At 69.5% G+C, this 24,557-nt stretch carries 25 protein-coding genes and 1 tRNA gene; 9 read left to right on the top strand and 17 right to left on the bottom strand.

Features of this window, described 5'->3' with window-relative positions; translation table 11 throughout:
• Positions 1 to 8: 8 nt before the first annotated feature.
• From F0415_RS02810 to F0415_RS02780, 7 genes are all read right to left on the bottom strand, one after another.
• Entirely contained in the window at positions 9 to 542 is a 534-nt protein-coding gene (locus tag F0415_RS02810; protein ID WP_425457808.1) for a phosphatase PAP2 family protein, read from the bottom strand.
• On the bottom strand, positions 539 to 1,672 hold the full coding sequence (locus F0415_RS02805; RefSeq protein WP_149859954.1) for a glycosyltransferase family 4 protein: 1,134 nt from the start codon (positions 1,670 to 1,672) through the stop codon (positions 539 to 541). The genes F0415_RS02810 and F0415_RS02805 overlap by 4 nt, the downstream gene beginning before the upstream one ends.
• Positions 1,673 to 1,747: 75 nt before the next feature.
• On the bottom strand, positions 1,748 to 3,268 hold the full coding sequence (gene ppx / locus F0415_RS02800; RefSeq protein WP_149859688.1) for an exopolyphosphatase: 1,521 nt from the start codon (positions 3,266 to 3,268) through the stop codon (positions 1,748 to 1,750).
• 3 nt (positions 3,269 to 3,271) lie between these two features.
• Positions 3,272 to 5,353 carry a polyphosphate kinase 1 gene (gene ppk1, locus F0415_RS02795; protein ID WP_149859687.1) on the bottom strand — a complete coding sequence of 694 codons (2,082 nt, stop codon included), beginning with the start codon at positions 5,351 to 5,353 and terminating at the stop codon, positions 3,272 to 3,274.
• 5 nt (positions 5,354 to 5,358) lie between these two features.
• A complete protein-coding gene (gene phoR, locus F0415_RS02790) occupies positions 5,359 to 6,705 on the bottom strand; it encodes a phosphate regulon sensor histidine kinase PhoR (protein ID WP_149859686.1) in 1,347 nt (448 codons plus the stop codon).
• Positions 6,706 to 6,724: 19 nt separating this feature from the next.
• Entirely contained in the window at positions 6,725 to 7,417 is a 693-nt protein-coding gene (phoB, locus tag F0415_RS02785) for a phosphate regulon transcriptional regulator PhoB (protein ID WP_149859685.1), read from the bottom strand.
• A gap of 71 nt (positions 7,418 to 7,488) precedes the next feature.
• Complete coding sequence (locus F0415_RS02780; protein ID WP_149859684.1) at positions 7,489 to 9,132, bottom strand: M48 family metalloprotease; 1,644 nt, start codon at positions 9,130 to 9,132, stop codon at positions 7,489 to 7,491.
• A gap of 132 nt (positions 9,133 to 9,264) precedes the next feature.
• Between F0415_RS02780 and grxC the strand changes: the two genes are divergently transcribed.
• From grxC to F0415_RS02765, 3 genes are all read left to right on the top strand, one after another.
• Positions 9,265 to 9,525: a glutaredoxin 3 gene (gene grxC, locus F0415_RS02775; protein ID WP_342780490.1), complete on the top strand. Its 261-nt coding sequence runs from the start codon at positions 9,265 to 9,267 to the stop codon at positions 9,523 to 9,525.
• Positions 9,526 to 9,572: 47 nt separating this feature from the next.
• Positions 9,573 to 9,917, top strand: coding sequence for a carboxymuconolactone decarboxylase family protein (locus F0415_RS02770; protein WP_246149862.1), 345 nt, complete (start codon positions 9,573 to 9,575; stop codon positions 9,915 to 9,917).
• Between the two features lie 147 nt (positions 9,918 to 10,064).
• Positions 10,065 to 11,075 carry an isocitrate dehydrogenase gene (locus tag F0415_RS02765; protein WP_149859681.1) on the top strand — a complete coding sequence of 337 codons (1,011 nt, stop codon included), beginning with the start codon at positions 10,065 to 10,067 and terminating at the stop codon, positions 11,073 to 11,075.
• Between the two features lie 58 nt (positions 11,076 to 11,133).
• Here F0415_RS02765 and F0415_RS02760 read toward each other — a convergent pair whose 3' ends face one another.
• The 8 genes from F0415_RS02760 to F0415_RS02725 all read right to left on the bottom strand — a co-directional run bounded on the left by F0415_RS02760 (position 11,134) and on the right by F0415_RS02725 (position 18,621).
• Positions 11,134 to 12,120, bottom strand: coding sequence for an alpha/beta fold hydrolase (locus F0415_RS02760; protein WP_188310267.1), 987 nt, complete (start codon positions 12,118 to 12,120; stop codon positions 11,134 to 11,136).
• Between the two features lie 157 nt (positions 12,121 to 12,277).
• Entirely contained in the window at positions 12,278 to 13,033 is a 756-nt protein-coding gene (locus F0415_RS02755) for a Bax inhibitor-1/YccA family protein (protein ID WP_149859679.1), read from the bottom strand.
• A 114-nt stretch (positions 13,034 to 13,147) separates the two neighbouring features.
• Complete coding sequence (locus tag F0415_RS02750) at positions 13,148 to 14,866, bottom strand: SulP family inorganic anion transporter (protein WP_149859678.1); 1,719 nt, start codon at positions 14,864 to 14,866, stop codon at positions 13,148 to 13,150.
• Positions 14,867 to 14,882: 16 nt separating this feature from the next.
• A complete protein-coding gene (locus F0415_RS02745; protein ID WP_149859677.1) occupies positions 14,883 to 15,161 on the bottom strand; it encodes a helix-turn-helix domain-containing protein in 279 nt (92 codons plus the stop codon).
• Between the two features lie 98 nt (positions 15,162 to 15,259).
• Positions 15,260 to 16,072 carry a bifunctional hydroxymethylpyrimidine kinase/phosphomethylpyrimidine kinase gene (thiD, locus tag F0415_RS02740; RefSeq protein WP_149859676.1) on the bottom strand — a complete coding sequence of 271 codons (813 nt, stop codon included), beginning with the start codon at positions 16,070 to 16,072 and terminating at the stop codon, positions 15,260 to 15,262.
• A gap of 8 nt (positions 16,073 to 16,080) precedes the next feature.
• Positions 16,081 to 17,478: a PhoH family protein gene (locus F0415_RS02735; RefSeq protein WP_149859675.1), complete on the bottom strand. Its 1,398-nt coding sequence runs from the start codon at positions 17,476 to 17,478 to the stop codon at positions 16,081 to 16,083.
• A 91-nt stretch (positions 17,479 to 17,569) separates the two neighbouring features.
• Positions 17,570 to 18,052 (bottom strand): peroxiredoxin, encoded by a 483-nt coding sequence (locus F0415_RS02730; RefSeq protein WP_149859674.1) that lies wholly within the window; start codon positions 18,050 to 18,052, stop codon positions 17,570 to 17,572.
• A gap of 8 nt (positions 18,053 to 18,060) precedes the next feature.
• Positions 18,061 to 18,621, bottom strand: a complete 561-nt coding sequence (locus F0415_RS02725; protein ID WP_149859673.1) for a glycine cleavage system transcriptional repressor — start codon at positions 18,619 to 18,621, stop codon at positions 18,061 to 18,063.
• A 113-nt stretch (positions 18,622 to 18,734) separates the two neighbouring features.
• Here F0415_RS02725 and dapA point away from each other — a divergent pair, with 113 nt between their 5' ends.
• Both dapA and F0415_RS02715 read left to right on the top strand, forming a co-directional pair.
• A complete protein-coding gene (dapA, locus tag F0415_RS02720) occupies positions 18,735 to 19,625 on the top strand; it encodes a 4-hydroxy-tetrahydrodipicolinate synthase (RefSeq protein ID WP_149859672.1) in 891 nt (296 codons plus the stop codon).
• A 52-nt stretch (positions 19,626 to 19,677) separates the two neighbouring features.
• Complete coding sequence (locus tag F0415_RS02715) at positions 19,678 to 20,226, top strand: hypothetical protein (protein ID WP_149859671.1); 549 nt, start codon at positions 19,678 to 19,680, stop codon at positions 20,224 to 20,226.
• A gap of 104 nt (positions 20,227 to 20,330) precedes the next feature.
• Here the strand turns inward: F0415_RS02715 and fdxA are convergent, their stop codons facing one another.
• A complete protein-coding gene (gene fdxA, locus F0415_RS02710; RefSeq protein ID WP_149859670.1) occupies positions 20,331 to 20,654 on the bottom strand; it encodes a ferredoxin FdxA in 324 nt (107 codons plus the stop codon).
• A gap of 168 nt (positions 20,655 to 20,822) precedes the next feature.
• A tRNA-Glu gene (locus F0415_RS02705) sits at positions 20,823 to 20,898 on the bottom strand.
• A gap of 111 nt (positions 20,899 to 21,009) precedes the next feature.
• On the opposite strand from F0415_RS02705, the gene pcnB reads away from it, so the two are divergent.
• From pcnB to panC, 4 genes are read left to right on the top strand one after another with little or no spacing between them, the layout of a single operon-like run.
• Positions 21,010 to 22,362: a polynucleotide adenylyltransferase PcnB gene (gene pcnB / locus F0415_RS02700; RefSeq protein ID WP_149859669.1), complete on the top strand. Its 1,353-nt coding sequence runs from the start codon at positions 21,010 to 21,012 to the stop codon at positions 22,360 to 22,362.
• A complete protein-coding gene (gene folK / locus F0415_RS02695; RefSeq protein WP_149859668.1) occupies positions 22,359 to 22,859 on the top strand; it encodes a 2-amino-4-hydroxy-6-hydroxymethyldihydropteridine diphosphokinase in 501 nt (166 codons plus the stop codon). The genes pcnB and folK overlap by 4 nt, the downstream gene beginning before the upstream one ends.
• A gap of 22 nt (positions 22,860 to 22,881) precedes the next feature.
• Complete coding sequence (gene panB / locus F0415_RS02690; RefSeq protein WP_149859667.1) at positions 22,882 to 23,709, top strand: 3-methyl-2-oxobutanoate hydroxymethyltransferase; 828 nt, start codon at positions 22,882 to 22,884, stop codon at positions 23,707 to 23,709.
• Positions 23,706 to 24,557 carry a pantoate--beta-alanine ligase gene (gene panC, locus F0415_RS02685; RefSeq protein WP_149859666.1) on the top strand — a complete coding sequence of 284 codons (852 nt, stop codon included), beginning with the start codon at positions 23,706 to 23,708 and terminating at the stop codon, positions 24,555 to 24,557. The genes panB and panC overlap by 4 nt, the downstream gene beginning before the upstream one ends.

Genomic DNA, 24,557 nt, shown 5'->3' with positions numbered 1-24,557 from the left:
GACGACCCTCAGCCGACCGGCCAGAGCAGCAGGGAAATGCCTGCCAGGAGCGCGCCGATGCCGGTGGCCGCCAGCACGTCGCTGGGGTAATGCAGGCCAAGGACCACCCGCGACAGCGCCACGCAGCCGGTGAAGGGCAGCAGCAGCGGTGCCAGGGCCGGATAGTGGGCCAGCGCGACCAGGGTGAAGGCGACGGCATGCAGGGTGTGGCCGGAAGGGAAGCTGTATTCATCCAGCGGCGCGATCCAGGCGCGGATCCGGCCGTCCACCGCGAACGGACGCGGCCGGCGCGTCCAGCGCTTCAGGCGGCGGTACAGCAGCAGAGCCACCAGTCCTGTGGCCGCCAGCTGCGCCGAGGCGGCAAGGCCGCGCCAACCGTCCAGCAGTACCAGGCCCGCCATCAGCGCGTACCAGAACATTCCGTCGCCCAGGCGGCTGACCAGGCGGAACCAGGCGCGGACTGCCGCCCGCGCGCCCAGACGATTGGCGGCCAGGCACCAGACCTGCTCCTGCCGCGCCAGCCGGCGGGCGCGGGCGTTCACGCCGCCCGCTCCCGACGTGGACCCAGGGCCGCCAGCAGGCTGGCCAGATCGCCCGCCACCGCCAGCGGGTGCAGGTGTTCCACGGCCTTGCGGGCCGCAGCGCCCATGGCGGCGCGCCGTGGGTGCAGCGCGGTCCGGACGAAGGCCTGCACGAACCCGTCTTCGTGGCCGAAGGGCACTGCCGCGCCATGCTCGCCGTCGCGGAGGTGTTCGCGGGCGGCACCGTAGTCGAAGGCGACGGTGGCGACGCCACTTGCCATGGCCTCCAGGGTGACATTGCCGAAGGTTTCCGAGAGGCTGGGGAAGCAGAACAGGTCGGCGCTGGCGAAGTGGCGCGCCAGGTCGTCGCCGCGCCGTATGCCGGCGAACAGGAAGTCGGGATTGGCGGACTGCAGGCGTTCCCGCGCCGGGCCATCGCCGACCCAGACGAAACGGGCATCCGGCCGTTCGGCCTGCAGGGCGCGGAAGGCCCGTACCGCGAGCTCCAGGTTCTTTTCCGGGGCGATCCGGCCCACGTGCATGACCACCGGCGTGTCCGGACCGGCCTGCCAATCGGCACGCAAGGCCGAATCGCGCCAGCCGGGGTGGAAAGTCCGGGTGTCCACCGCCCGCGCCAGCCGGACCGGATGCCGGAAGCCGTTCCGGAGCAGACTCTCCCGCAGCTCCTCGGTAGGCACCAGGGTAGCATCGGCCCGATTGTGGAAACGGCGCAGCCAGGCCAGCACCCAGGGGCCGAGGAAGCCGGCACCGTAACGGCCGACATAGTCGTCGAAACGGGTGTGGAATCCGGTCGCCACCGGAATGCCCAGGCGCCGGCAGGTGCGCAGCGCCGACCAGCCCAGCGGGCCTTCGGTGGCGATGTATACGGCATCGGGCCGGGCGGCCGACCAGCGTGCCGTCAGTCGCCGCCCGGCCGGCAGGCCGAAGCGCAGCCCGGGATAACGCGGCATCGGCGCGCCTTCCACCAGCATCAGCATCGGATCCGGTCGGGGCGATTCTTCAGGCCGCTCCGGTCGCACCACCCCGACCTGGTGGCCGAGCTGGCGCAGACCCTCGGCCATGGACTGGACGGTCAGGGCCACCCCGTTGACCTCGGGCGGCCAGGTCTCGGTGACCAGTTCGATGTGCATGCGCGCGTCCATGGCGCCATGCTGGTGCCCGGCCATGCCAGGACCGTGACGCTGCGATGACGCCGAGGTGACGGCTCAGACCGCCCTGATCGAAAGCCGGCGGCCGATGTCCTGCAGATGTTCGCGTTCGGTGTCGAGGTCGGCGCGGGTGAGCGGATGGGCGTCCAGCCAGCGCCTGGACAGGCGCAGCACCATCTGGCCTTCGCCGATGTCCAGCTCGACCACCGGCAAAGGCTCCCGGTGGTGGCTGCGGTGCAGCAGCACCGCCAGGCGCAGCAGCAGTGCGCAGTTGACCGCATTGGCCATCAGCCGGTCGGGCAGGCGATCGAAAGCGGCCAGATACAGACTGCGGCGCTGGTTCCGGAGCAGGGCAGCCAGCCATTGCTGTTCGGTGCGGGAGAAACCTGCGATGTCGGAGTGCTCGGCCAGATAGGCGCCGTGGACGTGGTACTGGCTATGGGCGACGGCCAGGCCGATCTCGTGGATGCGCGCCGCCCAGCCGAGCAGCCGGCGTTCGTCGGGTTCAAGCTTCCAGTCCGCCTGCACCTGGTCGAACAGGCGCAGGGCAGTGGCTTCGACCCGTCCTGCCTGCTCGAGGTTGACGCCGTACCGGTCGCACAGCGCCTGGATGGACGCTTCGCGCGGATCTTCGTCGCGGCTGCGCCCGAGCAGATCGTAGAGCACGCCCTCGCGCAGCGCGTAGTCGCTGACGTACATGCGTTCGATGCCGAGTTCGGCGAAGGCGGCATCCAGCACCAGCAGGCCACCGGCGAGGATGGGCCGGCGGTCGCCGGACAATCCGGGCAGCTTCACCTCGGCGACCCGGTCGAACTCCAGCACCCGCTCGCGGATCTCGGCCAGCGATTCGGCGGTGATCGAGGCCTTGGTCAGCTTCAGCGCGATGGAGATGTCGCAGACCGACTTGATCGTGCCGGAGGATCCCATCGCCTCGTCCCAGCCGCGGGCGCGGAACAGTTGGGCGAATTGCTGGAACTCCGCCGTGATCTCGGTGCGCGCCTCCTTCCAGCGCTTGCGCGAAAGCTTGCCGTCGGGGAAGAAGCGCCGGGTGCTGGCGATGCAACCCATCTGCAGGCTCTCGCGTTCGATCGGTTCGAAGCCCTGGCCGACGATGAACTCGGTGGAGCCGCCGCCGATGTCGATCACCAGGCGCCGTTTGCCGGGCGGAAGCTGTTTGCCGTGGGCGACACCCAGGTAGATCAGGCGCGCTTCCTCGCGGCCGGCGACGACGTCTATGCCATGGCCCAGGGCCGTTTCGGCCGGCAGCAGAAAGGCCTGCGGATTGGCCAGCTGGCGCACGGTATTGGTGGCGATGGCCCGGACCCGGTGCGGCGGGATGCTGGCGATGCGCTGGCCGAAACGGGCCAGGCAGTCCAGGGCGCGCGGCATCACGGCCGGGTCCAGGCCACCGCGGCCGTCCAGGCCTTCGGCCAGGCGCACGGTCTCCTTGATGCGGTCGACGATGCGCAACTGGCCGAGTACGTGTCGGGCGACCACCATGTGGAAGCTGTTGGAACCCAGGTCCACCGCCGCCAGCAGTTCGCCGTCCTCCAGTGGTGGCAGGGCGCGGGCCGGCATGGCTCAGCGGCAGAACCTCGCCAGCAGAGCCGCCTGGGCCGAATGCGGCATCTCGTCGCCCTCTGGCCGCACGCGCTCGTAACTGCCGTCCGGCAGCAAGCGCCAGGCCTGGAGGTTGTCGGCCAGGTAGTTGGCCAGTTCCTCGTCGAACACGCGCGCCGCCAGCTTCGGATCCAGGATCGGGAAACAGGTTTCCACCCGGCGCAACAGGTTGCGTTCCATCCAGTCGGCGCTGGAACAGAAGATCTCCGGTTTGCCGGCGTTGCCGAACCAGTACACCCGGCTGTGTTCGAGGAAACGCCCGACCACCGAGCGCACGGTGATGTTGTCGGATACGCCGGGTACGCCCGGCCGCAGGCAGCAGGCGCCGCGCACGATCAGTTCGATGCGGGCCCCGGCCCGGGAAGCCTCATACAGCGCCCGGATCACGCTGGCTTCGTTGAGCGCGTTCATCTTGGCGATGATGTGGCCGCCGCGGCCGGCGCGGGCATGTTCGGCCTCGCGGGCGATCTTGGCCAGCAGGCTCTTGTGCAGGGTGAAGGGCGATTGCAGCAGACGGCGCAGCTTGATCGCCGGCGACAGCCCGGACAGCTGCTGGAAGATGTCATGGACGTCGGCGGCGATGTCGGCGTTGGCGGTCATCAGGCCGATGTCGGTGTACATGCGGGCGGTGCCGGCATGGTAGTTGCCGGTACCCAGGTGCGCGTAGCGACGCAAGCGCCCGCCTTCGCGCCGGACGATCAACATCATCTTGGCGTGGGTCTTGTGCCCGACCACGCCGTAGGTCACCTGCACGCCCGCTTCCTGCAGGCGGTCGGCCAGACGGATGTTGGCCTCCTCGTCGAAACGTGCGCGCAGCTCCACCACCACGGTCACGTCCTTGCCGTTGCGCGCGGCGGTGATCAGATGCTCGATGATCTTGCTGTCCTTGCCGGTGCGATACAGCGTCTGCTTGATCGCCAGCACGTCCGGGTCGTTGGCGGCGGCCTGCAGCAGATCCAGTACCGACTGGAAGCTCTGGTAGGGATGGTGCAGCAGCACGTCGCCCTTGCGCAGGGTCTCGAACGGCGCTTCGGGATCGAGCCTGGCGACGCCCTGGGTGAAAGGCGGGAACTTCAGCTCGGGGCGGTCGGTGACCAGGTCGTAGACCTGGATCACCCGGTTCAGGTTGACCGGGCCGTTGATGCGGTAGACCGCGTTTTCGCTGAGGCCGAAGTTCTCCAGCAGCGTGTCGACGATGTGGCGCGGGCAGTTGTCGGCGATCTCCAGGCGCACCGCCGGCCGGAAGCCGCGGCTGGCCAGTTCGTCCTTGAGCGCGCTGGCAAGGTTCTCGACTTCCTCCTCGTCCACGAACAGTTCCGAGTTGCGGGTCACCCGGAACTGCCAGGCCCCCTTGACTTTCATGCCCCGGAACAGGTCGTCCACGAAGGCGGTCAGCACTGCCGACAGCAGGACGAAGTCATAGGGTCCGCCGGAAACCTCCGGCGGCAGGTGGATGATCCGCGGCAGCGAGCGCGGCGCCCGGACGATCGCCATGCCGCCTTCGCGCCCGAACGCGTCCTTGCCTTCCAGCACCACCACCACGTTCAGCGACTTGTTGAGGATGCGCGGGAACGGATGCACCGGGTCCAGCCCCAGCGGCGACAGCACCGGCAGAAGCTCGTCACGGAAGTACTTGTGCAGCCAGCGTTTCTGCCTGGCGTTCCAGCTGTCCCGGGCCAGGATGCGGATGCCGGCACGGTTGAGTTCGGGGCGGAGCGTTTCGTTCCAGTAGCGGTACTGGGCGTCGACCAGGCGGCCGGCCTTTTCGTGGATCAGCTCCAGCGCGCGCGCCGGCGCGATGCCGTCCGGCGGCGTCGGCCCACCGAACTGCAAGGCGGTGCGAACGGTAGCGGCGCGGATTTCGAAGAATTCGTCCAGGTTGGTACAGCTGATGCACAGGTAGCGCAGGCGTTCGAGCAGCGGCACCGAGGGATCCTGGGCCTGGGCCAGGACGCGGAAGTTGAACTCCAGCTGCGACAGCTCCCGGTTCAGGTACAGCTCGGGGGACTGCAGGTCTACCGGTTCGGGCAGGTCGGGGCTCATGGCGGCTAGTCTACGCTGCCGCCGGCCCCGGCTTCAGCCGTTTCCCGCTGCCGGACCCGGGCCGGCCCGAACGCACATGCGAAGGTGCTGCCGCGGCCGACCTCGCTTTCGATTTCCAGCCTGGCCTGATGCAGGCTGAGCACGTGCTTGACGATGGACAGGCCCAGACCGGTGCCGCCGGATTCGCGCGAGCGGCTGGTGGATACCCGGTAGAAGCGCTCGGTGATGCGCGGAAGGTGCTGGGCGGGGATGCCATAGCCGCTGTCCTGCACTGCCAGCCGCGCGCCGCCGTCGGCGCTGCGCTCGAAGCGGATCAGGATACGGCCGCCGGTCGGCGTGTAGCGAACCGCGTTGCTGACCAGGTTGGAGAAGGCGCTGTGCAGTTCCTTCGTGGAGCCGGTCAGGTCCACGCCGGCACGGTCCTCCACCAGGACCTGGTGCCGTCCCTGGCTCAGCGCCTCGGCTTCGCGGCGCAGGGTCACCAGCATCGGCGCCATCGCCAGCGGTTCTTCCGGCAGGGATTCCTGGGCCTCGAGTCGCGACAGGGTCAGCAGATCCTCGACCAGCTGGGTCATGCGCTGGGACTGCCGCCGCATTTCTTCGACCATGTGGGCCAGTTCGGGGTGCTCGTCCGGCTCGATCATGTCCAGGTAGCCGTGCACCACGGTCAGGGGCGTGCGCAGCTCGTGCGAGACGTTGGCGACGAAATCCCGGCGCACCTGCTCCAGCCGCATCAGCTTGGTGACGTCGCGCACCACCACCAGCCACTGGGTCGGCGAATAGGGGATCAGGCGCAGGCTGAGCCGGGCCATCGGCTCGGCCGGGCTGGGCAGGTCGGTCAGCGGCTCGTCGGTGATGCCGGCGGCGAACCAGTCCCGCACCCGCGGCTGGCCCTCGAACACCTCGGCCAGCGGCGTGTCCAGGCTTTGCGGGTAGCGCAGGCCCAGCAGGTGGCGGGCGGTCTTGTTGAACCAGACCAGGCGGCCGTCGTGCCGGTTCACGATCAGGGCTCCGTCGGGCATGGCGGTGGCCGCCTGCCGGTAGGCGCGCAACAACCGCACCAGCCGGCGGGTCCGCGCCCGGTTTTCGGTCTGGCGCCGATGGATCAGGGTCTCCAGCGCAGCCCACAGGCCCTGGCCGTCCACGGTCTGCAGCTGTTTGCGCCAGTCCAGGAAACGAAGCACCCGGTACAGCCGCCAGTAGGCCCGTAACGCCACGACGGCCGTGGCCAGGCCCAGGGCCCACCAGGGCTCGTCCAGGGCCAGGCCGACGGCCAGGGCCAGGGCGTAGAACAGCAACAGGCGGATCAGGGACTGTCGCCAGGCCAGGCGCAGCAGCAGGGACAGGCTCATGCGAGGCCGCCGCCCCCGCTCAAGTGGTGGCAGCCGAGAAGCGATAGCCGGAGCCGCGTACCGTCTGCACCATCCCGTCCAGCCGATGTGGCTCCAGGGCCTTGCGCAACCGCCGGATGTGCACGTCCACCGTACGCTCCTCCACGTAGACGTTGCCGCCCCAGACGTGGTCGAGCAGCTGGGTCCGGGTATAAACCCGGTCGGTGTGGGTCATGAAGAAGTGCAGCAGCCGGTATTCGGTCGGGCCCAGATGCACCGACTGCTCGCCGGCGAAGACCCGGTGCGCGGCGCCGTCTATGCGCAGGCTGCCGACCGTCACCGAACCGTCATCGTCGTCCTCGCGGGAGCGCCGCAGTACCGCCCGGATTCGCGCCAGCAGTTCCCGGGCCGAGAAGGGCTTGACGACGTAGTCGTCCACACCCGATTCCAGGCCGCTGACCCGATCGTTCTCCTCGCCGCGGGCGGTCAGCATGATGATCGGGATGTCCCGGGTCAGTTCGTCCTTGCGCCAGCGCCGGGCCAGCTCCAGGCCGCTGGCGCCGGGCAGCATCCAGTCCAGCAGGATCAGGTCCGGCACCTTCTCGGCGATGGCGGTCTGGGCCTCGCGGGCGTCCCCGGCATGTACCGGCTCGTATTCGCCCTTGCGCAGGGCGAAAGCGACCATTTCGCGGATGGCGGGTTCGTCGTCGACGATGAGGATGCGCTTCTGCACGGACGGGGTCGCCGGGTGGGCCCGGAGGCATTAGATATCACTTTCGTGACGGTCCGGTGACACCGGCATCGTCAGGGACCGGCGGGCTGTCTTCCCGGCTCGATGCCGCGTCGGCGCATTTCCAGCACATAGGGGGTGATGGCCGCGATCCGGGCTTCGATGCGGGCGCGCTGGTAGTAGTCCAGGTCTTCCTCTTTGAGCAGGCGGTCCAGCAGGCCCAGGGCATCGATGGCCCGGCCGGTCAGAAAGGCCGCTTCCGCGTGCGCCTCGCCCGCCCGGACCAGGTCCCCGGCCAGCTCGCAGGCGCGAGCGAAACTGCGCTGGAACAGCGGGTCGTCGCCACTTTCGGCCAGCAAGGGTCGCAGCACCTCCTGGGCACGGCGGCCCGAGGCCGCCGTACCACGTTCGCCGAGGACGTCGGCGTAGGCAAGGCGGACCGCCCGGCTGCCCGTGTGGCGGCGCAGGAGACGCTCGAAGCGTTCGGTGGCTTCTCCCTCCCGGCCGGCCCGGGCCAGGGCCTCGGCCAGGGCCAGTTCGATCCACAGGTGACCCGGATGCCGCGCCAGCAGTTCTTCGAATTCGCCGATCGCCAGGTCCGGGTCGCCGGCCCGGACGCGCGCCAGGGCCAGCCCGTAACGGCGCGGATCGCTGGGGCGGGCACCCGGCGCCCCGGCCAAGGCCTCGTATTCCCGGACGGCGGCCTTGGCATCGCTGGCGCTCAGCACCCGGAGCCGCTCGCGCGCCCATTCGAACTGATCGCCCGGCGACTGCTGGCCCAGGCCGGCGCCACTCAGCCGGTAGCGGTCCGGCAACAGCGGACTGACCACCCCGGGGGACGGCGATGGGGAAGCGCCGGGCCCGGCCGCGGCCAACTGCGCGGCACGCTGCCGGGCCTCGCTGATGCGGGTGATGGTGACCGGGTGGGTGCGCAGGTACTCGGGCAGCTGGTAGCCGCCGCTGTTGCTGCGATAGGCACGCTGCATGCGCTCGAAGAAGTCACCCATGGCCTCCGGCGGGTAACCTGCCCGGGCCAGGGTCTGGATGCCGATGCGGTCGGCTTCGGACTCGTTGGAGCGGGTGTAGTCGATCTGCCGCTGCTGGATCAAGGCCATGGCGCCGGCAACCGCGGCGGCCGAGGCGTTGCTGCGCGAATTGTCGGTGCGCGAGTCGGTGTTGATCGCCTGCGACGCGGCGATGGCGCCCAGCATGGCCAGCAGGATCGGCACCTGGTCGCGCTTGGCCCGCTCGATGCCGCGCAGCACGTGCTGCTGGCTGACGTGGGCGATCTCGTGCGCCATCACGCTGGCCACCTCGCCCTCGCTCTCGGCGGTGAGCACCAGGCCGGAGTTGACGCCGATGTAGCCGCCCAGGGTGGCGAAGGCATTGATCTGCCGTTCGCGCATCATGAAGAAGGTGAAATCCTGATTCGGCGTGTCGCTGGCGGCGACCAGGCGGTAGCCCATGCCCTGCAGCCAGCCATCCAGCAGGGGGTCTTCCAGCACCAGGCCCATGCGCCGCAGCTCGTACAGCACGTAGGCGCCATAACGGGCCTCGGTCGCCGGATCCACCACCTCCCCGGCGGAGGAGCCGATGTCGGGCAGGCGACTGTCCTGTCCGTGCGCATCCCGGGCAAGGCCCAGGGCGAAGACGACGGTGCAGGCGAGGGCGGCGGGGATACGCACGGGAGCTCCTGGTCGGCTGTCCGGCCGCAGCATACCGGCTGCGTCCCGGTCCGGGTGAATCCGTCCTGACCCATGCCGGCGCGGTGGCCCGCTGCGTTGCAGCCGCCGGCTGGAAAAGCGCCGGCCCGACCGCCACACTTGCCGCGGTCAAACCGGAGGACTAACGTGTCCGGCATCACCCTGTACACCACCGGGCTGTGCGGCTACTGCGTTGCCGCCAAGAACCTGCTCAAGAGCCGCGGCGCCGCCTGGACCGAGGTCCGGGTGGATCTGGATTCCGCCGCCAGGGAGCGCATGCAGCGCCTGACCGGCCGCAGCAGCGTGCCGCAGATATTCATCGGCGACCGCCATGTCGGCGGTTACGAGGAGCTGGCGGCCCTGGATCGGGCCGGTGAGCTCAAGCCCCTGCTGGAGGCGGTGTCGTGAGCGGCGGCGAGGACCGGATCAAGGCCTTCACCGAGTTCCGGCAGCGCATGAACGAGCGCATCCTGGCCGAAGACAACCAGGTGGTCCGGCGTTTCTTCGCCCTGGACACCCAGGCCTACCGGGCCGGCGCCCTGGACGTGAAGACCAAGGAACTCCTCGGCCTGGTCGCCTCGCTGGTGCTTCGCTGTGACGACTGCATCAGCTACCACGTCGCCCAGTGCCGCGAGGCAGGCGTCACCCGCGAGCAGTTCTTCGAGGCATTTTCCGTTGGCCTGGTGGTCGGTGGCTCCATCGTCATCCCGCACCTGCGCAGGGCGGTTGACTTCCTCGACCGGCTCGAAGCCGGCGAAGCCGGAGAGCCCGGCGGCCAGCCCGGTCACTCGCACGGCTGAATCCGTGGTCGGCCCGGGGTTCCGGCGCCGCCCCCCGTCCGGGTGTCGACCAAGGTCCAGTACGGCGGCGTACCGTCGTCTCTGGCATAATGTCCGGCTTCCGGCGACCGCTCCGGTCGCCGTGATCCTCATCGGAATCGGAATCTTATGACCCAGACCATCGCGGTGATCCGCGGCGACGGCATCGGCCCGGAGATCATGGACGCCACCCTGCAGGTGCTGGATGCCCTGAAGCTGGGCCTGCAGTACGAGTTCGTCGAGGCCGGCCTCGGCGCCTACGAAAAGCAGGGCGAGCTGTTACCGGCAGCCACCCTGGACGCCATCCACCGTCACCGCATCGCCCTCAAGTCGCCGCTGACCACGCCGGTCGGCGGCGGTTTCAGCTCGATCAACGTCGAGTTGCGCAAGCGTTTCGACCTGTACGCGAACGTGCGGCCGGCGATCAGCTTCCCGAATACCCGTTCGCGCTATACCGACATCGACCTGATCACGGTGCGCGAGAACACCGAGGGCGCCTACATCGGCGAAGGCCAGCAACTCAGCGCCGACGGCGAAACCGCCACCCTGACCCAGAAGATCACCCGCCGCGGTTCCGAGCGCATCGTCCGCTACGCCTTCGACCTGGCCAGGCGCCTGGGCCGGAAGAAGGTGACCGTGGTGCACAAGGCCAACATCCTCAAGACCACCTCGGGCCTGTTCCTGAAGGTGGCGCGCGAGGTGGCGCAGCAGTACCCGGACATCGAGTGCAACGAGGCGATCGTGGATGCCTGCTGCATGAAGCTGGTGATGGACCCGCAGCAGTTCGACGTGATCGTTACCACCAACCTGTTCGGCGACATCATCTCCGACCTCTGCGCCGGCCTGGTCGGTGGTCTGGGGCTGGCGCCCGGAGCCAACATCGGCACCGAGGCGGCGATCTTCGAGGCCGTGCACGGATCGGCTCCGGACATCGCAGGCAAGGGCATCGCCAATCCCTGCGCGCTGTTGCTGGCTGCCGGCCAGATGCTCGACCACATGGGCCGCTGCGACGAGGCAAGGCGCCTGCGCCAGGCCATTGTGGACACCCTGCAGGCGAGGGACGGTCTGACTCCCGACCTGGGCGGCAGCGGCACCACCCAGGACTTCGCCAGGGCGATCGCCGCGCGCGCGGCCGGCTGAGTCCGGCAGCCGGCGACGCCCGGGCAGAGGGTGCCTTTCGGCGCCGGGAAAATGGCGGTCAGCGCTGCGCGAAGAAATCCAGCAGCGCGCGATTGACCAGTGCCGGTTGCTCGTAGTGTGGCAGGTGCGCCGCCTGCTCGACCACCAGCAGGTCCCGGGCGCCGGTCAGGCGGCGCAGGCGATCGCCGGCGGCGATCGGCACGATCCGGTCGTGCCTGCCCCAGACCAGAAGGATCGGGATGCCCAGGCGGCGCAGCTCGCGGTAACGGTCGCCATAACGATCCCATGGCAGGCGGCGAAGGCCCTGCAGCACCGCGTCGCGGGAGCCGCGAAAACGTATCGAGTCCAGGTAGGCGGCATCGAGGTCGGGGTGCCTGTCCGGCGCGAAGAGCATGTTTCGCGACGGACGCAGCAACCGGGTGCCGGCGACTTCCAGCAGGTATTCGCCGACCCAGGGCGTTCTGGCGATCCGCGCACTCAGCGGCAGGTCGGTTTCCAGGCCGGCCGGACTCACCAGCACCAGGCGGCGGACCGCGCCAGGGTAGCGGCGGGTGTATTCGGCGGCGATGATCGCGCCGATGGAATGGCCGACCAGGTCCACCGGCTCGCCTTTCGCCACCTCGTTCAGCAGTTCCTCGAGCTGGCCGACGTACAGGTCCAGCCCGTGTCGGCGCGCCGGCCGGTCGGAATAGCCGCGTCCATAGAGGTCGAAGCTGAGTACCCGGTATCCCGCGTCCGCGAGCTCCGGGATGTTATGGCGCCAGACCAGCCCGGGCAGGATGGCGCCATGCACCAGCACCACCAGGCGGCCCCGCCGCGGTCCGTGCAGCTGGTAGTGGGTACGGCCGGCCGACAGCTCGGCGAAGCGGCCGGGCGCGGCCGTGCGGGCGGTGGCATCCAGGCGCAGGGGCTCGGGATGCGAGAGCAGCCAGGGCGCGCCCAGCAGCAAGGCCAGGGTGGCCGCGGAGGCAAGCACGGCTCGCCGCCAACGGATGCTCCGCACCGGCTTGCCGCCCACCAGCACCACCATCCCGCCACGCCGCATAGGCCGCCCTCCGGGCATCGTGCTTCGCCGGGGAGGGTGCCATGGCCGTCCGCGCCGTGCGACTCCGGCCGCGGGGTGCCCCTGGATGCTTCCGCGAGCGCGGAAAAGAGAAGGCCGGGCATGGCCCGGCCTTCCTTGTCGGCATCGTGTGCCCGCTTCAGTCGCGCGATTGCAACTTGGCCAGCAGGCGCAGGATTTCCAGATACAGCCAGACCAGGGTGACCACCAGGCCGAAGGCGCCATACCACTCCATGTACTTGGGCGCGCCCGCTTCGGCGCCCGACTCGATGAAGTCGAAGTCCAGCACCAGGTTCAGGGCGGCGATGATCACCACGAACACGCTGAACACGATGCCCATGGTGCTGGACTCGTGGATGAAGCCGAAGCCCTCGAAACCGAACAGGCGCAGGCCGATGTTCACCAGGTACAGCAGGGCGATGCCGCCGGTCGCCGCGACCACGCCCAGCTTGAAGTTCTCCGTGGCCTTGATCAGACCGGACTTGTAGGCCAGCAACAGGGAGGCCAGCACGCCCAGCGTCAGCATCACCGCCTGCATCACGATGCCGGGGAAGCGCGCCTCGAAGAAGGCCGAGATGCCGCCGATGAACAGGCCTTCCAGGGCCGCGTACAGCGGCGCCGTGACCGGCGCCCACTGCTTCTTGAACACGGTGACGATGGCGACGACGAAGCCGCCGATACCGCCGGTCAGCATCCAGGGCATGGTCGCCGAGGGGTTGTAGGGGTCGAACAGGCTCCAGGTGTAGCTGGCGGTCAGCACCACCAGCAGCAGGAGCAGGCCGGTCTTGTTGACCGTCCCGTTCAGGGTCATGACGTCGCCGCCGCGGGCCAGCACCTGGCCACTGCCGACGTCGAGGAAGGTGTTCTGGTTGAGGGCGGGGTTGCCGCTGCGCATCTGTCGCTCCCGGATTTGCGGTTCGTGGCCGGCCCTGCGCCGGCGCCGCCCGAGCATAGCTCATGCCGGCGCCGCAGCGACAGCGGTGATGCCCGTCTCCGCTGCCGGCCAGGCCTAGGCGTCGGGCGCCGGCATGGTGAGCAGCCGTTCCGCCAGGCGACGTGCCTCGTCGAAGTCGGCGGCCAGGTACAGCGCGCCTTCGCACGGCTGCAGGCCCATCCGCCTCAGCACCTCGTGCGGCTGCTCCTGCAGGCCGGAGAGGATCAGGACGATACCCTGCCGACGGCAGCGTTCGGCCAGGTTGGCCAGCGCATGCACGCCGCTGGCGTCCACGATGGGGACCATGCGCATGCGCAGGATGAACACCTTTGGCTTGGGTACAAGCCGGTCCAGCAGATTGTCCAGGCGGTTGGCGGCGCCGAAGAACAGCGGCCCGGCGATGCGGAACACCTCCACGCCCGGCGGCAGGCCGATGCGCTGGCGGGCGTCCTCGCTGGCGCGGCGGGCCGCCTCGGCGTCGATGTCCTCGTCCTCGTCCACCAGGGTCAGGCCGGCGCCGACCTGCACCGCCTCCGACATGCGGTACATGAACACGAAGGCAGCGACGACCATGCCGACCTGGATGGCCAGGCTCAGGTCCACGAACACGGTGAGCAGGAAGGTCAGCAGCAGCACGGCGCGGTCGCCGCGCGGCGCCGAGCGCAGCACGTGGCGGAAATGGCCGTGTTCGCTCATGTTCCAGGCCACCACCACCAGCACGCCGGCCAGGGCCGGCAGCGGCACCCAGGCGGCCAGCCTGGCGCCCGCCAGCACGAACAGCAGCAGGAACAGCGCATGCAGCATGCCCGCCACCGGCGTGCGGGCGCCGGCGCGGATGTTGGTGGCGGTGCGGGCGATGGCGCCGGTGGCCGGCAGGCCGCCGAACAGGGCGGAGGCGGAGTTGGCCAGGCCCTGGGCGACCAGTTCGGTGTTGGAGCGGTGCCGGCCGCCGCTCATGCCGTCGGCGACCACGGCCGAGAGCAGCGACTCGATGCCGGCCAGGAAGGCGATGGTGAAGGCTGCCGGCAGCAGTTCCACCATTCGCGCCCAGTCCAGCGAGGGCAACTGCGGCGCCGGCAGCGAGGTCGGGATGCCGCCGAAGCGCGAGCCGATGGTGTCCACCGGGATGCCGGCCGCCGCCACCAGCACCGAGGCGGCCACCACCGCGATCAGGAAACCCGGTGCCGTCTGCGACAGCCGGCGCAGGCCGATGATCAGCGCCACGCAGCCGAGGGCCAGGCCGAAGGCCCAGGGATTGAACTCGCCCAGGTGCTGCCAGAGCACCTCGAGCTTGGGCAGGAAGTCGGCCGGCACGTCGGCCACCTGCAGGCCGAGCAGGTCCTTGAACTGGCTGGCCAGGATGATCACGGCGATGCCCGAGGTAAAGCCGGTCACCAGCGGCTGCGGGACGTATTTCATCAGCGTGCCGATCCGCAGCAGGCCGGCGGCCACCAGCATCACGCCGGCCATCAGCGTCGCCAGTACCAGTCCGTCGAAGCCGTGCCTGGCGATGACGGCATAGACCACCGGTATGAAGGCGCCGGTGGGGCCACCGATCTGGAAACGTGAACCGCCCAGGGCCGAGATAAGGAAGCCGGCGACGATGGCAGTTAGCAGGCCGGTCTCGGGCTTGGCGCCACTGGCGATGGCCAGGGCCATGGCAAGGGGCAGGGCGACGATGGCGACGGTGAGGCCGGCGACGGCATCGGCGCGCAGATCGCGCAGTCCGTAACCCTCTCGCCAAACGGTCAGCAGTTTGGGCAGGAATACGGGCGGCTCGGGCAAGGGCGGCATCGGCCCGGGCTCCGGCTCAGCCTTCGGTGTGGCCGGTGCCGGCCGTGGGCGGTTCCTTCAGGCGCACGCCGCGTCCGCGCCCGTGGCTGGGCTGTTCGTTGCCGATCAGTTCGACGCCGGCGTTCTCCAGCGCGGTCACGATGCGCGTCAGCGTTTCCACCGTCGCCCTGACCTGGCCGGGGCTGGCCTCCATGCGCTGCACCGTGGGTACGGAAACGCCGGCAAGCGCGGCCAGGCGGCGCTGGTCCAGGCCGAGCAGGGCACGGGCGGCGCGAAGCTGGGCGGCGGAGATCATGCTGGGGGCTCCCGGTAAGGCGGGTGCCATTATTCCACGACAGGCTATCGGAATGCAGGCCTGAACCATTCATTGTGATGCACCAGGCATCACAGGGCTCAGCCGGCCCGCAGCCAGAAATGGTCAAGCACCGCCACCTCCGAGCGTCCCGGTCGGCAGGCCTGGCGCAGCGCGCCGTGCACGTAGTCGGCGGCAGCCGCGCAGGCGTCGGGCAGGTCGTGGCCCAGGCACAGGTTGGCGGCGATGGCCGAGGCCAGGGTGCAGCCGGTGCCATGGCCATTCACCGGCAGGCGCGGATGCCGGAAGCGGGCAATGCGTTCGGCGTCGCGGAAGCAGTCCACCATCTCGCCGTCGCCGGGCAAGTGGCCGCCCTTGAGCAGCACGGCACGGGCGCCGGCCTGGAGCAATTCCCCGGTAGCGGCCTCGGCGCCGGCCTGGTCGTGGATGCCCCGGCCCAGCAGCAGCTCCGCCTCCGGAACGTTGGGCGTGACGATGTCGGCCAGCGGCAGCAGCCGGACGCGCAGCGCCTCCAGGGCATCGTCGGCCAGCAGCTTGGCGCCGGAGGTGGCGACCATCACCGGATCCAGCACCACCCGGGGCGGGCGGTGCGCATCCAGCGCGTCGGCGACGGCATGGATGACCTCGGCCGTGGCCAGCATGCCGAGCTTGACCGCACCGATACGGAAGTCGTCGAAACAGGCGTCGATCTGGGCGCGCAGGAAGGCCGTCGGCGGTACGTGCACGGCGGTGACGCCACGGGTGTGCTGGGCGGTCAGCGCCGCCAGCGCCGACAGCCCGTGCACCCGGTGCGCGGCAAAGGTCTTCAGGTCGGCCTGGATGCCGGCGCCGCCGCCCGAGTCGGAACCGGCGATGGTCAGGGCGCAAAGCGGACGCGGGTCGGAACTGGCCATCGCCGGTCTCAGAGCACTTCCGAAGCGTAGTCGGCCAGGCGCGAACGCTCGCCGCGACGCAGCGTGATGTGGGCGCTGTGGTCCCAGTTCTTGAACCGGTCCACGGCGTAGGTCAGGCCCGAGGTGGTTTCGGTGAGGTAGGGCGTGTCTATCTGTTCGACATTGCCCATGCAGATGATCTTGGTGCCCGGGCCGGCGCGGGTGACCAGGGTCTTCATCTGCTTGGGCGTGAGGTTCTGCGCCTCGTCCACGATCACCCAGCGGTTGAGGAAGGTTCGGCCGCGCATGAAGTTCATCGAGCGGATCTTGATCCGGCTGGCCAGCAACTCGTTGGTGGCGCCGCGGCCCCAGGCGCCATGGTCCTCGGTGTGGGTCAGCACCTCCAGGTTGTCCGTCAGGGCGCCCATCCAGGGCGTCATCTTTTCCTCCTCGGTGCCGGGCAGGAAACCGATGTCCTCGCCGACGCTGACCGTGGCGCGGGTCATGATGATCTCGCGATAGCGCTGGATGTCCATGGTTTGCGTGAGCCCTGCCGCCAGCGCCAGCAGGGTCTTGCCGGTGCCGGCGGTGCCGAGCAGGGTGACGAAGTCGATCTCCGGGTCCATCAAGGCGTTGAAGGCGAAGTTCTGCTCGCGGTTGCGGGCATTGATGCCCCAGACCTGATGCTGCGGGTTGCGGAAGTCGTCGACGATCTGCAGCACTGCCCGGTCGCCCTCCAGCCGGGCCACCTTCATCTCGACCTCTTCCTCGCCAGGCATGTACAGGAACTGGTTGGGAAACCAGCCGTCGTCGTCGGTGCGGCGAACCTCATAGAACGTACGGCCCCGGTCGGTCCAGCTGCGCAGGCTGCCTTCGTGCCGCTCCCAGAAATCCGCCGGCAGTTCGCTGGCACCGGTGAACAGCAGGTTGAAGTCGTCGATGGCGCGATCGTTCTCGTAGTCCTCGGCCTTGACCCCGCAGATCGAAGCCTTGATGCGCAGGTTGATGTCCTTGGAGACTAACACCACCGGCACCTTCGGGTGGTCCTCGATCAACTGCAGGATCGCGCCGAGGATCTGGTTGTCCGGCAGCACGTTGCCGAAACGCTTGCCCACCTCCACCGGCTTGAGCTGGAACAGCAGACGGCCGGCGGAATCGGGTGCGCGCAACTGCAGGCCGCTGGGCCGTTCCAGCCTGATGCCGCCATCCAGGCGCTCGCCGCCGTGCGCCTCGATGATCTCGTTGAGGAAGCGACTGACCTGACGGGCATTGCGGCTGGCTTCCGAATGGCCCTTCTTGGCGTTGTCCAGTTCCTCCAGCACCATCATCGGCACGAACACGTCGTGCTCCTCGAACTTGAACAGCGCGGTCGGGTCGTGCATCAGCACGTTGGTGTCCAGGACGTAGATGCGCTTGCTTCGGGTCATGGGTTTCTCTGACTGGGGGCGCCGGCCCCGGAAACGGCAGCGCCGCCGGTACCCGCGCTGCGGGCCGGCGGCCGGATGTGCTGGATCGGAATCACTTTGCCCTTGCGGCCTTGGAAAGTTGCTGCAGCGCGGCCAGCACGGCTTCGGCGTGTCCGGGCACCCGGACCCCGCGCCAGGCCCTGGCGACCCGCCCCGACGGGTCGAGCAGGAAGGTGCTGCGTTCGATGCCAAGCACCTTGCGGCCGTACATGTTCTTTTCCTTGATCACCCCGAAGGCCCGGCACAGCGTTTCGTCCGGATCGGAGACCAGGTCGAAGCGGAACCCCTGCCGGGAACAGAAGTTCGCGTGCGACTTCACCGAATCGCGCGAGACCCCCAGCACGTCGCCGCCGGCACGACGGATCCTGGTCAGCAGGGCATTGAAATCCAGCCCTTCGGCGGTGCATCCGGGCGTGTTGTCCTTCGGATAGAAGTACAGCACCAGCCACCTGCCGCGATAGTCGGACAGGCGGGCGGTCGCGCCGTTGCCCAGGGCCAGCTCCAGATCGGGTGCCTTGTCGCCAACGTCGAGCATGCCGGGCCTCAGAACTTCATCGGATCCATGATGGCATCGAGGTTGAGGTGATCGCAGAACTCGAGGAAATCGTCGCGCAAGGCGGCGATGTGCATGTTGGCCGGAATGCCTATGGTGATCTGCGCCGAGAACATGTCCGCTCCGGTTTGCATGGCCCGGTAGCGGCTGGAGTGCAGGTTCTCGATGGTGATGCCCTGACGGTCGAAGAAGTCGGCCAGCTGGAACAGGATGCCCGGCTTGTCGGCCGCGACCACTTCCACCACGTAGGGCAGCAGGTTGGATTGCAGCGGCTTGGGGCCGGTGCGGTACCAGACCAGCTTGAAGCCCTCCTCGCGCTCGAGCCGGGACAGCATGGCCTCGAGCTTGGCCACCGCGTCCCAGGAGCCCACCGCCAGCGCGGTCACCGAAACGTCGCGGCCGACCGTGGCCAGGCGGGCGTCCAGCAGGTTGCAGCCGCTGTCGGAAATGCGGCGGGTGACCGCCAGCAGGGGCGACTGCGGATGCGTGGTGTACGCGCTGATCAGCAGGTGGTTCTCGTTGGCGGTCGGGCGCGCGGCGGGAGAGCTCAATGCAGTGGTCCTGGCAGCGCCGGAAAGCGGCGCTCGAAATACCCGGCCAGCATACTTGCCGGCGCTTTCCGGCCGCAAGTAACATCGCCGGCAACCACGAGAGGCCGACTTCCTTGCATCTTTCCGGCAGCATCACCGCGCTGGCCAGTCCGTTCGCGCCCGACGGCCGGCTCGACATGGACGCCTGGGCGCGGCTGCTCGCCATGCAAGTGGAGGCCGGCACCGCCGCGGTCGTCGTGGCCGGCTCGACCGGCGAGGCTGCCGCCCTGTCCGAAGAGGAATACGGCCAGCTCCTGCGTGCAGCCGTCGCCAGGCTCGGTGGCCGCATCCCGGTCCTGGCCGGTACCGGCCAGTCCGCCACCGCCGCCACCATCGCCCGCACTCGCCTGGCTCGCGACCTCGGCGCCGATGCCGCGCTGGTGGTGACGCCACCGTATGTGCGGCCCACCCAGGAAGGGCTGGTGGCCCACTACACCGCGGTGGCCGATCAGGGCGGCCTGCCGGTGGTGCTGTACAACGTGCCCGGCCGCACCGGCTGCGACATGCAGCCGGAGACGGTGGCGCGCCTGTGTCGGCATCCGAACATCATTGCCCTGAAGGAAGCGCGTGGCGACGAGCAGCGCTGGAACGCGCTCTATCCGCTGGCCGGCTCCGACTTCAGCCTGCTAAGCGGCGACGACCCGACCTTCGTGCGGGCCGTGCTGGGCGGCGCCCGGGGGGTCATCTCGGTGGCCTCGAACGTGGTACCGCGTGCCTTCGCCGTTCTGTGCACGCTGGCCGCGGAGGGCAGGGCGGAGGAGGCGTGGGCCCTGGATGCGCGTCTGCGCGGGCTCTACGACTTCCTCGGCGTCGAACCCAATCCCATCCCGGTGAAGGCGCTTCTGGCCCTGCAGGGCATCGGCCACGGCCTGCGCTTGCCGCTGCTGCCGCTGTCGGCCGCGTACCGGGAGCAGGCCCGGGCCATGGCCGAAGCCTGTGCGCAGCTGGAAGCCGAACTGGCGTAAGCTTACCGACCGATCGCCGTGCCCCTCGGCCCGGCCCCCTGGAGACCCGCGAATGACCCCGACCCGCTCCCTCGCCCGCGCCGCCCTCTCGGCCGTCCTCGCCGCCGCCCTGGTCGGCACCAGCGGTTGCAGCTGGCTGCGCAGCAAGTTCGGTACCGAGAACGCCTACCAGCGCAGCGTGCAGAATCGGCCGCTGGAGGTGCCGCCGGGTCTTGACACGCCGTCCACCGCCGGCGGCGTGGCGATTCCGGAAGTGTCGGCCAGCCCCCGTGCGAGCGCGCCGGTCGAAGGGCCGGTGCCGGGCGGTCCCGGTGCGGCCGCCACCGTTCCGGCGATGGACTCGTTCACGCTCGAAGACTCGCTGGCCAGCGCCTGGCGGCGCATCGGCCTGGCCTTGGGCAAGATCGAAGGCGTGACCGTGGACGAGCGCGCGCAGCTGCTCAACAGTTACAGCGTGCGTTACCAGGGCCAGGCCTTCCTGGTGCGTGCGGAACAGGTCGGCGAGGCCGTGCGCGTGGTCGCACTCGGCGCTGACGGGCGTCCGCTGAGCGGCGGCGCCGCGGCCCGCTTGCTGGGCCTGCTGAAAGCCCGTCTCGGCTGACCCCCGGCGACTCGCCGGTTGCCTGCGGCGGCGTTCGGGTTCCGGCGGCCGGGTCGGGTGCGGGCGCGAAACCCGCGAAACCCGTTCGGACGCCTCGCCCGCGCTCAGCGCTCCAGAAACTGCAGCTTGCCCGGCTTGCCGTCCCAGTCGGCGGCATCCGCCGGCGGCTCCTTGCGGGTCGTGATGACCGGCCAGGTCCTGGACAGTTCGGCGTTGAGGGCGATGAAGCCTTCCTGGCCGGCTGGCACGTCGTCTTCCGGATAGATGGCCTTGGCCGGGCATTCCGGCTCGCACAGCGTGCAGTCGATGCATTCGTCCGGGTCGATCACCAGGAAGTTCGGCCCTTCGTGGAAACAGTCCACCGGGCAGACCTCCACGCAGTCGGTGTACTTGCAGCGGATGCAGTTTTCGGTGACGACGAAGGGCATGGCCGTGTTTCCGGTGGCTCGAACCCGGCGATTCTAGCCGGCGCGCCGGCGTGACGCCCAGCCTGGAGTCCGGGGGCGTGACCAGTGCTGCGCCCGGCGGTGGCCCTGAAACGCGGGCACAACACAAAACGAAGGAAACCCGGCGCGGGCCGGGTTTCCGGAACAGGGTGGCGCTCCCTACGAGGTTCGAACTCGTGTTCCCGCCTTGAGAGGGCGGTGTCCTGGACCACTAGACGAAGGGAGCAGCGATGGCGGAGCCATGAAGCGGGCGGTAGTATAACGGGCTTTCCTTGGGCCGGGAAGTCCTCGACACGCCCCGGCCACGCCGCGCAAGGACCACGCGCCGCCCGAACCCATGACGGATACCCCCACGCCCACTCCCGCCCAGCCGCTGCTGGTGCCGCGCGCCGAGCACGGCATCTCGCGCAAGGACATCAGCCCCAATGCCCTGCGCGTGCTGTACCGCCTGCGCGATGCCGGCTTCCAGGCATGCCTGGTCGGCGGCGCCGTGCGCGACCTGCTCATCGGCGGGCATCCCAAGGACTTCGACGTCGCCACCGACGCCACGCCCGAGCAGATTCGTGGCCTGTTCCGCAACTGCCGGCTGATCGGCAGGCGCTTTCGCCTGGCGCACGTGGTGTTCGGCCGGGAGATCATCGAGGTGGCCACTTTCCGCGCCAACAGCGCCGCCGACGACGACGATCGCGAGACCGACGATGGCGGCCGTCTGCTGCGCGACAATGTCTACGGCACTATCGAGGAAGACGCGGTCCGGCGCGATTTCACCGCCAACGCGCTCTACTACGCCATCGAGGATTTTTCAGTGCGCGACTACGTGGGCGGGTTCCGCGACGTCCGCGAACGCGTGCTGCGCCTGATCGGCGATCCGGTGCAGCGTTACCGCGAGGATCCGGTGCGCATGCTGCGGGCGGCGCGACTGGCCGCCAAGCTGGATTTCCGCATAGCCGACGATGCCGCCGCGCCCATTCCGGAGCTATCTCACCTGCTGGCCGGCGCGCCGCCGGCCAGGCTGTTCGACGAGTGCCTGAAGATGTTCATGGCCGGGCACGCCGAAAAGAGTTTCCTCTTGCTGGAACAGTTGCGGTTGCTGCCCGCGCTGTTTCCCGAATCGGCCCGGGCCATCGCCACCAATCGCAGCGGCGCCTTGCGGACGATGGTGCTGCAGGCCTTGCGCAACACCGATCGGCGGGTGCGCGAGGACAAGCCGGTGACGCCGGCCTTCCTGTTCGCCGCGCTGTTGTGGCCGGCCTATTGCCGCGAACTGGCAGTGCTGCAGAAGCAGGGCGTCGATCCCCTGGCCGCCCAGCAACGCGCCGCCGACCGGGTCACCCTGCATCAGGCGCAACGCATCGCCTTGCCGCGCCGCTTCTCGCTGCCGATGCAGGAGATATGGCTGCTGCAGCCGCGTTTCCAGCAACGGACCCGGAAGCGGGTGTTCCGCCTGCTGGCGCACCCGCGGTTCCGGGCCGCCTTCGACTTTCTCGAGCTGCGCGCCTCGGCGGCGCCGGAACTCGCGGAAGACCTGGCGTTTTGGCGCGATGCCCAGAGCCAGGCGCCGGAGCAGCTTGCCGAGCGGCTGGCACCGGCGGCCGGCGGCGGGGAAGGCTCCGGGCGCCGACGCCGGGGTCGGCGCCGCAAGCCTCGCGCCGGCGAGGGTGCGCTGGAGGACGAGGGCGGCGAGGCGTGAACGCCGCGGCGCCGGAGCAGGCCTGGGTGGCGCTGGGCGGCAACGTCGGCGACGTCGGCACCACCTTCGCCGAGGCCGTGCGAGCCATGGACGCGCTGCCGATGACCGGCGTCCTCCGGCGCTCGTCCGTTTACCGCACGCCGCCCTGGGGCGATCCGGGACAGCCCTCCTTCCTCAATGCCGCGGTCGAGCTGCGGACCCGGTTGCCGCCGGCGGCGCTGCTGGCACACCTGCTGGATATCGAACGACGGTTCGGTCGGGACAGGAGCGCCGAGCGACGTTGGGGGCCGCGCACCCTGGATCTGGACCTGCTGATGCAGGGCGACCGGCCCGTCGAGCTGCCCGGTCTGAGCCTGCCGCATCCGCGTCTGCACGAGCGCGCCTTCGTGCTGGTTCCCCTGGCCGAGATAGCCCCCGATCTGGTGATTCCCGGACGCGGCAGGGTCGCCGATCTGCTGGCGGCGGTGGATGCGGGCGGTATCGAAGCGATACCTTAGGGGCCCCCGCCCGGGAAACGCCATGTACGCCAATCCCACCAAGGCCCATGACCGGCCGCCGATCACCGTGCCGTCGCTGCGCCGGATGAAGGCCGAAGGCCGACGCATCGTTTCGCTGACCTGCTACGACGCCAGTTTTGCCCGCAGCATGGAAATCGCCGGCATCGACCTGGTGCTGGTCGGTGACTCCCTCGGCATGGTGTGCCAGGGCCACGCCAGCACCCTGGCGGTGAGCGTGGACGATATCCGTTACCACGTCGCCTGTGTGGCGCGGGGGCTGGCCACCGCCCTGCTGGTTGCCGACCTGCCTTTCCAGGCGGACGCGACCCCGGAGCGCGCGCTCGATGCCTCGACCCGTTTCCTGCAGGCGGGCGCCGCGATGGTGAAGCTGGAGGGGGCCGGACCGAAGCTGGACGTGATCCGCTTCCTGCACGAGCGCGAGATTCCGGTCTGCGCCCACCTCGGCCTGACCCCGCAGTCGGTGCTTCGCCTGGGCGGCTACAAGGTACAGGGCCGGGAAGAGGCCGCGGCGCAGCGGCTGCTGGCGGACGCCCACGCGGTGGCGCGGGCGGGCGCCGACCTGCTGGTGCTGGAATGCGTGCCTTCGGCGCTGGCATCGCGCATCACCGCCGAACTGGACATTCCGACCATCGGCATCGGCGCCGGCCCCGGTTGCGATGGCCAGGTCCTGGTGATGCACGACATGCTCGGTCTGGACAGCGGCCACCGCCGGCCGCGTTTCGTCAAGGACTTCCTGGCCGAGGGCGGGTCGGTGCTCGGCGCCTTCACGGCTTACGCCGAGGCGGTCCGTGGCGGCGGCTTTCCCGGGCCGGAGCACGGTTACGAATGATCAAGGTGCACGAAACCGTCGCCGGCCTGCGCGCGCAGGTACGGCAGTGGCGGGAAGAGGGAGCGCGCATCGGCTTCGTGCCGACCATGGGCAATCTGCACGCCGGCCACCATGCCCTGGTGCAACTGGCGCGCCAGCATGCCGACAAGGTGGTGGCGAGCATCTTCGTCAATCCGACCCAGTTCGGGCCGAACGAGGATTACGCCCGTTATCCGCGTACGCCGGAGCGCGACATCGAGGGATTGCAGGCGCAGGGCTGCGACCTGGCCTTCCTGCCGACGGTGGATCAGATGTATCCCTTCGGCACCATCGGCTGTGTACAGATGCACGTACCCGGCATCACCGACATCCTGTGCGGCGCGCACCGCCCGGGCCATTTCAACGGCGTGGCGACGGTGGTGGCCCGGCTGTTCAACATGGTGCAGCCGGATCTGGCGGTGTTCGGACGCAAGGATTACCAGCAGCTGCAGGTGATCCGTTACATGACCCGCGAGCTGAGCTTCCCCATCGAGATCGTGCCGGCGCCGACCCTGCGCGAAGCCGACGGTCTGGCGATGAGCTCGCGCAACCAGTATCTCGAGGGCGAGCAGCGTCGTACCGCGGTGCGCATCTACGAGACCCTGTGCTTCATGCGCGAGGCGGCCAGGCAGGGTTTGCCGCTGGCCGGCATCGAGGACGAGGCGCGGGAGCGGCTGGAGGCGGCCGGCTTCGAGGTGGACTACAGCGAAATCCGCCGCGCCGACCTGTCCCGGCCGCGCACGGCCGACGAGCCCGGCCTGCTGGCCCTGGTCGCCGCCCGCCTGGGCCGTACCCGCCTGATCGACAACCTAGAGTTCGACACTCCCTGA

The sequence above is a fragment of the Arenimonas fontis genome, assembly GCF_008386465.1.
GTDB classification, from domain to species: Bacteria; Pseudomonadota; Gammaproteobacteria; order Xanthomonadales; family Xanthomonadaceae; genus Arenimonas; species Arenimonas fontis.
The sequence above is the reverse complement of the archived record's forward strand: the minus strand, read 5'-3'. Positions and strand labels throughout refer to the sequence as shown.